We start from the raw sequence: 11,367 nt of genomic DNA, 5'->3' as shown, positions 1-11,367 counted from the left end.
TACTCCTACCTGAAAAAAGACGCCCCGGTAGCCAAAGAAAAAACAACCGCAGCCTAAGCCTGCATAATACCATGCAGTTCTCCTTCCACGAGCCATCTCCCCGTTCCCGGGGAGGTGGCTCAATTAACTTCAAAGGACTCCGAACAGCCTGTTGAACGCACTTCATTGGGTATAAAAGCCCTTGCCATAAAATACATAAAAACTGGTTTAAGCCAGGAGAATAATTCCCATAAAACGACAAATTTGGCGAGGATAAAGAGGTAGAATGTTCATTAGGGGCCAAAAATGGGGAAATGGGGATTGAAGTTGAACCTTAGAAATCGCTTATTATTGGGTGTGGCAATGCTACTGATACTGCAGATATTATTATTCGGCTTTGCGGTGAGCACCTTGAATCAGAATAATAAAGCCATGGAGGAGATACTTCGTGACCGATATGTAAAAATAAACCATATCAACGCCATTCGCTATGAGCTTAATCATATCAGTTTATCTCTGCATAAGGCCAGTGCGGGGGGGCATGATCCCATAGAACAAATACAAGCCGTAGACAATTCCATTCTAAACATCAATTCGATGCTGATTCGCCTTGAAAACACCGTCGTTACACCTCAAGGGCTCGATATTATGGCCAAATTTAAGACTCAATATGAAGACTATCAAGAGGTTGTGGCGGAAACAACATCATATATTGAACAAGGTCTGTCTAACGACCTGGTAACCCGGTTGTCGGCTAGAGAAGAAACTCTCCACAACCGCCTCTTAGCTACGGTTGAGGAATTTGGAGCACTGCAGGAACAGTTAATGACTGAGGCTCTGGACCGTTCTCAGGCTTCTTCGGCACGTATGGTGAGAATACTGGTGCTCTTCTTCATAATCTATCTGACCCTGTCCATAGGGATCGCCGTCTGGATTCTGCGCAGTATGATCGGGAATATCTCCAAGGTTTCCAGGGTTATTTCTTCTGCAGCTGATAAAAGCTCCGATATGCCTAGACTCGACATCGATTCACGGGACGAGTTGGGGGCCATTGCCGAAGCTTATAACAAGATGGCGGAGGGAATCGAGAATTACGCCCGTCTCGAGCAGAAGAACTCGCTTTACATGCAGGAGAGAACCTGGCTGAGCACCAATATCGCCCAGCTTACCACCTCATTTCAGGACATGCCCAATCCCCGCGAATTAGGCAGCTTTTTCATCACCAGGATCTGCCCTCTGGTTGAGGCGCAATACGGTGTAATATACCTGAAACAGAATGATTTAACTTATGACAAGCTGGCAGCTTATGCGGCCGATGCTTCGGTAATCACTGCCGGCAGCATTCATATTGGAGAAGGGCTTATCGGACAATGCGCTAAGGAAAACAAAAAGATCATTATTGAACAAACCCCGGAAAACTATATCAAAATAACCTCTGGTTTGGGATCATCAGCTCCGGCAGCCCTAACGGTATTGCCGGTGGAATTCGGTGATCAGGTATTGGCCGTTGTGGAAATCGCTTCATTCAAACCCTTCAGCGATTTGCACCAAGAGCTTTTGGACAAGATCACCAGCAATCTCGGGGTGTCCCTTTTCGGGCTGATGCAGCAGATGCAAGTCAACGAACTGTTGAATGAAAGCCGGGTGCTCAACGAAGAATTACGGGTTCAAGCCGAAGAACTGCAGAATCAATCTGAGGAATTGCAAAGCCAGCATGAAGAATTAAGAACCATCAATGAGCAGCTCGAGGGCAACAACCTCAAATCCGAACAGCGCCGATTCGAATTGGAGTCAATCCGTTTGGAGCTGCAGGAAACCAATCTACAGCTTATGCAGGCATCGCAGTTTAAGTCTGAATTCCTGGCCAACATCTCCCACGAACTGCGCACCCCCTTGAACAGTATTTTGATATTAGCGGAAATCCTGGCCCAGAATCCAGATGCCAACCTCATGCCCAAGCAGGTTGATTTTGTCAAAACCATATATAACTCGGGCCGGGACTTATTGGATCTAATCAACCAGATCTTGGATTTGACCAAGATAGAGTCCGGGAAAATGGAGGTCAACTACAGTGAAATCTCGCTGTCAATCCTGCTGGATTCCGTAGGGAACCACGGCTCCCTGGAAGCAATGCGCAAAGGCATTGATTTCTCGGTCGAGTCTGATCCCGGATTGCCTGATATCATCTACAGCGATGAACAGCACCTGCTGCACATCATCAACAACCTGCTTTCCAATGCCTTCAAATTCGCACCCCAGGGCCGGGTCAAATTAGGCGTAAAAAGATCGAACCGGTTTTTCAGCGCTGATGAATATCCTGACCTTAACAGCTCCGGCTTGAATCTCGAAATCACCGTTAGCGACAATGGTATTGGCATCCCGGAGGATAAACTGGAAGTTATATTTGAAGCTTTTATGCAGGTCAACGGGGCTACCAACCGCAATTACGGAGGCTCAGGCCTGGGTTTGTCAATATGCCGCCGGACCGTCCAGCTTTTGGGCGGGTTCATTGAGGTGGAAAGCCAACCCGGCCGGGGCAGCACCTTCAGGGTTTACATCCCCTGTGATGTGGGGGTTTTGGGGCGCCAAATCGCCAGCAGTGTGGACAATGAAAGGCTGCCGGCCGAAATCGAAACAGAAGCTGATTTAATAATAAGGTCTGAACAAGAACAGGAATGCGAAATAGCCATTAGCGAAAAAGACCCGGCGGAAGACCCTGAATCCATTCCCGACCGGGGCAATCTAGCCGGCAAAAACATTCTCCTGGTAGACGACGATATGCGCAACGTGTTTGCCCTGACTTCCGTGTTGGAAGGCAGCCAGATCAGAGTGTTGTTCGCCGAAAATGGCCGCGAAGCTATCGAGGTCTTACAGCAGCATCCCGAAATTGACCTGGTGATCATGGATATCATGATGCCGGAGATGGATGGCTACGATGCCATACACAACATAAGGCTGATACCTGAATATCAAGACCTGCCTATCATTGCCCTGACCGCCAAAGCCATGAAAGGGGACCGCCTCAAATGTATCGAAGTCGGGGCTTCTGACTACATCAATAAACCGGTTGATATCGAGCAGCTGCTTTCTTTGATAAGTGTTTGGTTGTACAAATAAATGAGTATCGATCTGCTTTCAAGCCAACCGGCAGCCAATGACGGCGATGAATTGGAACAAATTGAAATCACGCTGTTGCTTGAAGCTATCTATCGCCGCTATGGCTATGATTTCAGGGATTATAACTACCGCTCCATCCGGCGCCGGGTGCTTTATCGCATGGGATTGCTTAATATTGCTACGGTTTCAGCCTTACAGGAGATGGTTCTGCGCCAAACCAAGGTTTTCGAGGCTTTGGTCTCTGACTTTACCATCAGTGTAACCGAAATGTTTCGCGATGCCGTATTCTTTAAAGCTCTGCGTGAGCAGGTCCTGCCTGCTTTGCGCTCCTACCCGCTGATTCGTATTTGGCATGCGGGCTGTTCAACCGGTGAGGAAGTGTATTCAATGGCTATTCTTCTGCAGGAAGAGGATCTGTATGAGCAAAGCCGGATATATGCCACCGATATCAATCCGCAATCGCTTGAGAAGGCCAACAACGGAATTTTCTCTTTGGAAAAAATGCAGCAGTACACCCGCAACTATCAGCAGTCAGGTGGTAAAAGGGCCTTCAGCGAGTATTACCTGGTGAGAGGCAAAGACGCGGTATTCGACCAGGACTTGAAACGCAATATAGTATTTGCCCAGCACAACCTGGCAACTGACAGTTCTTTTAACGAATTTCACCTCATAGTCTGCCGAAATGTCCTGATTTATTTTAATGCCAGTTTGCAGCAACGAGTAAAAGAGCTGTTTTATAGGAGCCTGGCCGTTTCAGGGTATTTGGCCCTGGGAAACAGAGAGGGAATAGAAAACGTTAAAGGTGATGGTTATTATGACACAGTGGATGCCGGCAATAAAATATACCGAAAAAAGCCATAAAACAAATAGTGCCAAAGTTAATGTTCTGGTAGTGGATGACCATGTGGAAAACCTGGTTGCTATTGAAGCCATACTGGCCTCTCCGCGCTATCACATCCGTTCGGTAACCTCGGGCGCCGACGCACTCAAGCAGATTATGCAGCAGGACTATGCCTTGATTCTTATGGATGTGCAGATGCCTGATCTAGATGGATTTGAAGTTGCCCGCCTGATCAAATCCCGGCAGAAAACCCGGCATATCCCGATAGTGTTCATAACCGCCATTAACCAGGCTGCCGAGCATGTGGAAAGGGGATATGCGGTGGGTGCGATTGACTACATCTTTAAACCGTTTAATCCCCAAACCCTGCGCTGGAAGGTGGAAGCCCTGATCAATTACCAGGCTTATTATGACCAGGTGGAAGCCCAGAGCATGCTTTTGCAGGAAAAAACCAGGGAGTTGGAAGAGGCCTACCAGCAGTTGCATTTTATTAACACCAATCTGGAAAACCTGGTAGAGCAGCGCACCAAAGAAGTATTGATATCCAATGTCCAGCTGCAGCGGGAGATAGCCGAACATAAGCTTACCAAAGAGCATTTCCGCAAAATATTCGCTTTAAGCCCCAACCTGATGTCGATCCGTTCTCTGCATGATGCCAGGATTCTGGATGTGAACCAGAGCTGGCTGGAATACAGCGGCTACAGCCTGGAAGAGCTAACCGCAATAGACCAAAAACCTTTCTATCAAATTGAGGAACCGGGATACAGCATAACAGACAGCATAATCGAGATCCAGGAAAAGGTGCACAACCTCAAAGTAAGCTACAAGACCAAAAGCGGTGATACCCGCTATGGCTTGCTCTCGACCGAACTGATGAATACCCTGGGGGAAAAGCAAATATTGTCTGTGGTGACGGATATCACTGAGATCGATCATTTGCAAAAAGAAATGACTCGATTGGATCGACTTAACCTGGTCGGGGAAATGGCAGCTTCCATCGGCCATGAGATCAGAAACCCGATGACTGCGGTGAGGGGATTTCTTCAGCTTTTGGCCCATGAAGACAACGCTTTGAATAATGAATATTATGATCTCATGATAAGTGAGCTGGATCGCGCCAACGGTATCATTTCCTGCTTCCTGGCCCTGGCCGGCAACAAAACCGTTGAGTTGGAATGCGTTTGCCTGAACGATATTATCAAAGCTTTATATCCTTTGATCAAGGCGGATGCTTTGCGCTGTGACAAAAACCTCTGTCTGGAGCTGGGAGAAGTAGAACCGTTGATGCTGGATGACAAGGAAATCCGCCAGTTGATTATGAATCTGTGCCGCAATGGCCTGGAGGCTATGGGCAGCGGAGGAACCCTCTGTATTAAAACCTGCCGGCTTGCTGATGAGATCATGCTGACGGTACAAGATCAAGGCTCCGGCATCGATCAAAATCTCATCGATAAACTCGGCACTCCCTTTTTAACTACCAAACCGGAAGGCACCGGCCTGGGACTGCCGGTATGCTTCAGCATTGCCCATCGCCATCAGGCCCGCGTGGATATTCAATCAGCTCATACCGGAACCAGCATTTCCGTCATATTTCCGCTGCGCAGGGAAAGCGTTAAAGAGCTGCAATTAGATGGTTTGATGATGGGATAGCTGTAGAGCGGAGGTGGAATCTGAGCAACGTTGGCTGCGTTTTACTCCACCCGCATAATCAAAAAGCTCCCGGTATGACTTTTCAAGCCTGCCTGGAGCTTTAGATTTGCTCATATTTGATAAACAGATATACAGCTATAATGTAATGAGCCGCTACGGCCTTGCCTTAAATGGTGCAGGGGGGCGGGGGGAGTGCCCCCCTTGCGGCATTAAATATCCATGACAGGCCCGCCATGGCCGTAAAAATAAATCAGCTTCTCATTCAGGTAATCCACAGATACGCTTTTAGAGCCCTCCGGGGTGAGCAATGTAACCGTATCCCCGCCCGAATTTACCCGGGCCTGATTATTTTTGGGGGTTGGCCTGGAAAATCTAGTTTTTACCATAACTCCCTCCTTTTTTTCCATTACGGGACCGCCATTATTATAAAAATAAGCCAACTTTTGGTTCAAGTCCTCCATGGTCATCTTTGCTTCGCGATCTTTTTTGGAAACCAGCGTAAGTTCGGTTGTAAGAGATTTACTCTCCACCCCGGTTTGAAAAGGAATATCCATCAACTTGCTTTTCAATGCTCGATTCATTTTATTTTGCCTCCTTTCATCGTGGGTCATTACCTTGTGAATTAATTAACAATAATTGATGCAAAGATCATGCCAATATGGCAGCGAGGTATGAATGACTAAGGAAACACAGCAAACCACGGCATTTATAAACATAAAATTTCTCAGGCAACTGCAACGAAAAGGGGGGATTGTGTCTGGAATGTATCAAAAGTGTTTCAAAAATTGTCTGATATGCGACACTTTTGAAACAAAACGAGACAGGGGAATGCTGGAGCAAACGGGACAAATGAAGATGACAAATGAGGACGGTCACGGTCCTTTTCTGTCATTCCCGGTTGTTTCCCAACTCATTTGTAGAAGCTTTGGTTCTGCGGTTTATTGGAGTTGAACAGGCTGTTTTGGCCTATCTGATTGATGACTACTTCATAATCGGGGCATTGCCGGTGTATTTTTTCCCGCACCTGTTTTTTTATGCCTGCATACTCCAATTCCGGGATTTCGGGAAGAACCTCCAGGTTAAAGATCACATTGATCTTGTTTGCCGCCTGGGCGATGCGGAAATCCCTGAATTTGATACCCATCTCTTCCTCTTTGACACAGCTCAAGATCTTGTTCCGGACCTTTTCGATCTTCTTCAAATCGGTTGAAATGGGATCCATGTGGATGATTATATTGATATTGAGTTCTTCTTTGACTCTTTTTTCCAGTGAATCAATGACAGCATGCACTTCCACAATATGCTCGTAGTCCGGAACCTCGGCGTGAATGGAGGCGATCACCCGGCTAGGCCCGTAATCATGAACCTCCAGATCGTGGGTTCCCACCACGCATTGGCCGGAACAGACCAGCTGGTTAATCTTTTCTACTAATTCTGGTTCCGGTGCCGAGCCCAGCAGGAGATTTACCGTATCCCTGGCGATACTGAAGCCGGCATATATTATGAACAGGGATATCAATATACCGACCAGGCCGTCTATGGGAAAATCCGTATAAGCTCCCGCCACCATGGCGGCGATTACCAGGCTGGTAGCCAGACAATCATTCAAGCTGTCGTAGGCGGTGGCCTTGTTGATGCTGGAATTTATTGCTGTGGCGATATATGAGTTGTAGGAGAACATCCACAGCTTGACCAGAACGGACAGGATGAGGATTATCAGTATGGCGGCGCTGAAGGTGACCTTCTCCGGATTTAACAGTTTATCATAGGAGCTGCGCAAGAGCTGAAAGCCCACCGAAAATATTATGAAGGCCACCACCAGGGCAGCGATATATTCGAAGCGTCCATGGCCGTAGGGATGATCTTCATCGGCCGGCCGGTTGGCAAGTTTTGCGCCCAGGATGGAAACCAGCGAAGACCCCAGATCGGTCATATTGTTAAAAGCATCGGATATCACCGCAATACTGTTGATGTAGAGGCCGATAGCCAGCTTGGTGACAAACAAGAGCAGGTTGCACAGTATCCCCAGCGTTCCGGAGAGCACCAGATAAGCTTCCCGCACCTTGCAATCTGACACATTCTGATAATCCTTTATCCATTTTCTGATGATGTATTTGATCATAGGCTGCTCCTTTGGCCGCAGATGCTGAGATTATTATATACCTTAAACCTCGCTGTTATTGTGGCTGGATTTGCTTCTGCCCCTGGCGCCCGTTCCTTTTCTTGCCGGTGAAGGAAAGCAGTAGGCTATTTACTATTTTCGGCGATGTGCAGTAATATTTAAACCCCAATAGGGCCAGGATACAAAAAATTATTATGGCTTTTATAGACAACAGCAGTGCAAAAGGCTAGCATTAAGTGATATGAAACCGGAAAGCTGGAATAAATAGTGTCGGCTCAAGGCTTGTCAAAGCAGGGCTTATTCAATCTTCTTATAGTATACACAGTATGGAGCAGCACCTATCTGGCCATGCGCGTCCTGGTTTCGGGAGAGCAGGGGATTTATCCCTTAACCGGCAGTTATCTGCGCCTTTTATGCGCAGGGACCATACTGGCTGTCATCAGCCTGTTAAACCGCCATTCTTTACGGGTCACCCGGCAGCAATTCATGTCATTGACCATCAGCGGGCTGCTGCTGTGGGGGGGCGGCAACGGGCTGATTATGTGGGGAGAGACCACGGCTAATTCCGGTTTCGCAGCTTTGATAGCCTCATCGAGCCCTCTGGTAGTGGCCGCGATCGAGGCGCTTCTGGAGCGGAAACTGCCGTCCCGGCAGCTGATTGTCAGTTTGCTGCTGGCTTTTGCGGGACTGGGGGTGCTGCTTTCGCCCAGTTTACGCCAAGGGGCCGGTACCGGTTTCTGGGGCACCCTGGCCCTGGTAGCGGGCGCCGTCAGCTGGGGGTGCGGAACGGTGTATCAATCCAGGCGGGATTTGAAGCTGCCGGCTACAGTGGTGGCCGCTTATCAGCATCTTATGGCCGGACTGTTTTTCTTGTTGTTGGCATTGGCAAACGGGGCCGCGACGCCGAACTGCGGCGCCTCACAGTGGCTGGCCTTGTCCTATCTGATCCTTTTTGGCTCAGTGATATCCTTTACGGCTTTTATCAAAGCGGTGCAGTTGCTGCCCATCCATGTGACCATGACTTATGCTTTTGTCAACCCGGTTCTGGCCATAATCCTGGGCTGGGCACTTTTACAAGAGACGGTCGGTTATCACACCCTGGCCGGTGCCTTCCTGGTGATAATGGGGGTGGTCGGGGTTTTCTTGACCAGGCTGAAGGCGCCCCGAAGCACTCTGCCCCAGCCGGAGCGGGCCGCGGCTTAAAAGATATTCAGTGCGAAAAATAAAATGGGCCCGCCCCCTGTTTCAGAAGTCAGCGGGCCCGGTCGGTTGCACTTTAATGAATATCGATTTGTTTCTTTCTCCGGGTGCTCTCCTGTTGTTGGGGGATATTTATCCTCAGGATGCCGTCTTTGTATTCGGCCCTGACCATTTCCTCATCTATGCCTTCAAAACTGTACGATCTCGCTACCCTGCCGTAATGACGCTCCTGTCTGATGACGTTTTGATTCTCTTGCTCCATTTGCTTCATGTGCTGAGCCGATACGGTGATGCGGCCGTCCACGCATTCCACCTTGATGTCTTCCTTGCTATAACCAGGCATCTCTATCTCCAGGATATAGCTTCCCTGAGCTTCCCTGATATCGGTGCGCATAGTGGAAGAAAATCCGGCCATAAAGCTGTTGTTAAAAAAATCTTCCAGGAAGCTGTTGCCAAAGGTGCCTTTTAAAAACTCCGACGGCATCATGCTTTTTCCCGGGGACCAGTGGCTGAGGTCTCTTCTCATGATTTTACACTCCTTTGCGTTAGATTAAGTCATCTATAGTTTGAATAAGAAGGTTGTTTTTATGCACCCGGCCAAAATGGGCAATTGTTGACAGCTAGGTGGAATCAGAATAAAATAAATATATATACAAATAACTAAATAACTAAATAATTGTAAAGGAGGTCCGGGCATGAACGGGGTATTTCAAGCTCTGGCCGATCCCACCCGGCGCAGGATACTGGAGCTGCTCAAAGAAGGCGGTATGACCGCCGGGGATATCGCTGCTCAGTTCGATATGAGCCAGCCCTCGGTAAGCCACCATTTGAAGCTGCTTAAAACCGCTGAGCTGGTTACCGCCGAACGAGAAGGGCAGTATATCAAGTATTATTTGAACTTATCGGTCCTGGAGGAGGCCTTGTTGGGCTTCTACAATCTGGTAAGGGGGGCCAAGGTATGAATGTAAACAAAGGGGTCTTATTCTGGCTTTCTTATCTGGCGGGCATAGCGACGGTGGCCTGGGTGGTCTGGGTTTATCCGGACCTGGCTGACACCTTCCCGGTTCATTGGAACGTCGATGGTTGGCCGGACCGCTTTGCCCCTAAAAGCCAGCTATTATGGCTGGCTGGACTGGTGTTGGCCATACCGCTGTTCATGGACATTCTGCCGCGTTTTGACCCGCGCCGGAAGAACTATGATTATTTCAGCACCAGTTATCAATATATGAAGCTGGGTATAACAGTATTTATGGCGTTTATAATGGTCTTAAGCATTCAGGCCGGACGCAGCCAGGACCAGATCCTTTCCACCCGGGCGATGATGGTTGGTATGGGGTTGATGTTTATGATCCTGGGCAATTATTTAACCAAGGTGCGCAGCAACTGGTTTGTCGGTATTAAAACCCCCTGGACCTTGTCATCTGACGAGGTATGGAGGAAAACTCACCGCGTGGGAGGCTGGGCTTTCTTCCTGGTAGGTTTGCTATGCTTTGCGGCAGGATTCTTCCCGGCCGGAAAGGCCTTGTTCTTCCTGGTGATCTGTGTTCTTGTGGCAGTGTCAATCGGCATCTATCTTTATTCTTATCTGCTCTATCGTGCCCTTAACAAATCCTCGTAAATCCTGTCCGGTAAAATACCTCACCATCCCTTGAGAAGCCAGGAAAAAGGGGTGGTGATTTTTTATGGTTAAATTAACCAATTTTTATCATTTGAGTAATTTTATTGCCTGTACCCCACATTAAATAATATCATAAAAGTAATAGATCCCATGTGCGGTCAGGGGGAGGGGCCGAAAAGGGCAAGGGGCGATTGTAGAGGAGTAACATAAACCCGGATCATGTTATAGGAGTGATGTACATAATGCGAGTAAACGCCAATAGTGCTTTGCGTAAGTTGGTAGAAGAGCATCCGGAGTTGAAGGGGCAGCATATAGAGATTAAGATTTATCAGCCCGCGGTGCAGGTAGGACGTTACGATCCTTTGACCAGCGGGGACGAAGTCTTGATTCAAGCCGACATGGAGGGGGCCAGTGGACAGGTATACACCTTTCACCCCCGTACCTTTAACGGGACTGTAGATGCGGTTGCCAACCTGCCCGATGTCAGTCCATATTATTATCCTATGGTGGTGGCGGTCCTGAATGCGGCAGCCCGTAAAGTCGGCTGGATAGACCGGAGCGTTGAGTGCAGCTCCGCAGAGCAGGGACAATGTGCCCGGTACATCTGTGAGTTTATTAAAGAGAAACATGGAATTTGCAGGATCGGGATGATCGGCTTTCACCGGGCCTTGTTGGAGGAAGCGGTGGCGGTGTTCGGGGTGGAGAACCTGGCGGTCATGGATCTCAATCCCCATAACATCGGTTCATTTATCTACGGGGTCGAGGTTTGGGACGGCGACAAAGATCACTCCCCTTTAATTAATTTTGCCGATGTGCTGCTGATAGCCGGCACCAACCTGG

The 11,367-nt window shown here is 48.5% G+C and carries 10 protein-coding genes; 7 read left to right on the top strand and 3 right to left on the bottom strand.

The genetic code is table 11. The features are described from left to right. Positions 1 to 306 precede the first annotated feature (306 nt). Genes B2633_RS07650 through B2633_RS07640 form a run of 3 tightly spaced genes read left to right on the top strand, consistent with a single transcriptional unit; the run spans position 307 to position 5,587 of the window. A complete protein-coding gene (locus B2633_RS07650) occupies positions 307 to 3,096 on the top strand; it encodes an ATP-binding protein (protein WP_483170009.1) in 2,790 nt (929 codons plus the stop codon). Continuing rightward, positions 3,097 to 3,957 (top strand): CheR family methyltransferase, encoded by an 861-nt coding sequence (locus B2633_RS07645; RefSeq protein WP_483170008.1) that lies wholly within the window; start codon positions 3,097 to 3,099, stop codon positions 3,955 to 3,957. Beyond that, positions 3,911 to 5,587: a response regulator gene (locus B2633_RS07640; RefSeq protein ID WP_483170006.1), complete on the top strand. Its 1,677-nt coding sequence runs from the start codon at positions 3,911 to 3,913 to the stop codon at positions 5,585 to 5,587. Before B2633_RS07645 ends, B2633_RS07640 begins: the two co-directional genes overlap by 47 nt. 209 nt (positions 5,588 to 5,796) lie before the next feature. On the opposite strand, the gene B2633_RS07635 is transcribed toward B2633_RS07640, so the two are convergent. Then, complete coding sequence (locus B2633_RS07635; RefSeq protein ID WP_483170005.1) at positions 5,797 to 6,168, bottom strand: hypothetical protein; 372 nt, start codon at positions 6,166 to 6,168, stop codon at positions 5,797 to 5,799. Positions 6,169 to 6,497: 329 nt separating this feature from the next. Further along, on the bottom strand, positions 6,498 to 7,709 hold the full coding sequence (locus tag B2633_RS07630; RefSeq protein WP_483170003.1) for a cation diffusion facilitator family transporter: 1,212 nt from the start codon (positions 7,707 to 7,709) through the stop codon (positions 6,498 to 6,500). 267 nt (positions 7,710 to 7,976) lie between these two features. Between B2633_RS07630 and B2633_RS07625 the strand changes: the two genes are divergently transcribed. Beyond that, entirely contained in the window at positions 7,977 to 8,912 is a 936-nt protein-coding gene (locus B2633_RS07625) for a DMT family transporter (protein ID WP_483170002.1), read from the top strand. A gap of 73 nt (positions 8,913 to 8,985) precedes the next feature. Here B2633_RS07625 and B2633_RS07620 read toward each other — a convergent pair whose 3' ends face one another. Then, positions 8,986 to 9,435, bottom strand: coding sequence for an Hsp20/alpha crystallin family protein (locus tag B2633_RS07620; protein ID WP_483170001.1), 450 nt, complete (start codon positions 9,433 to 9,435; stop codon positions 8,986 to 8,988). Positions 9,436 to 9,604: 169 nt separating this feature from the next. On the opposite strand from B2633_RS07620, the gene B2633_RS07615 reads away from it, so the two are divergent. From B2633_RS07615 to B2633_RS07605, 3 genes are all read left to right on the top strand, one after another. Continuing rightward, positions 9,605 to 9,871: an autorepressor SdpR family transcription factor gene (locus tag B2633_RS07615; protein ID WP_483170000.1), complete on the top strand. Its 267-nt coding sequence runs from the start codon at positions 9,605 to 9,607 to the stop codon at positions 9,869 to 9,871. Then, positions 9,868 to 10,527, top strand: a complete 660-nt coding sequence (locus B2633_RS07610; protein ID WP_483169999.1) for an SdpI family protein — start codon at positions 9,868 to 9,870, stop codon at positions 10,525 to 10,527. Before B2633_RS07615 ends, B2633_RS07610 begins: the two co-directional genes overlap by 4 nt. Before the next feature lie 242 nt (positions 10,528 to 10,769). Then, positions 10,770 to 11,367 (top strand): hypothetical protein (locus tag B2633_RS07605; RefSeq protein ID WP_483169998.1); only part of this gene is annotated, 598 nt, incomplete at its 3' end.

The organism is Syntrophomonas sp. UBA1041, from assembly GCF_002316705.1.
In the GTDB taxonomy this organism is placed as follows: domain Bacteria; phylum Bacillota; class Syntrophomonadia; order Syntrophomonadales; family Syntrophomonadaceae; genus DTU019.
Note: the sequence above shows the minus strand (reverse complement) of the source record. Positions and strands in the feature narration are given on the sequence as shown.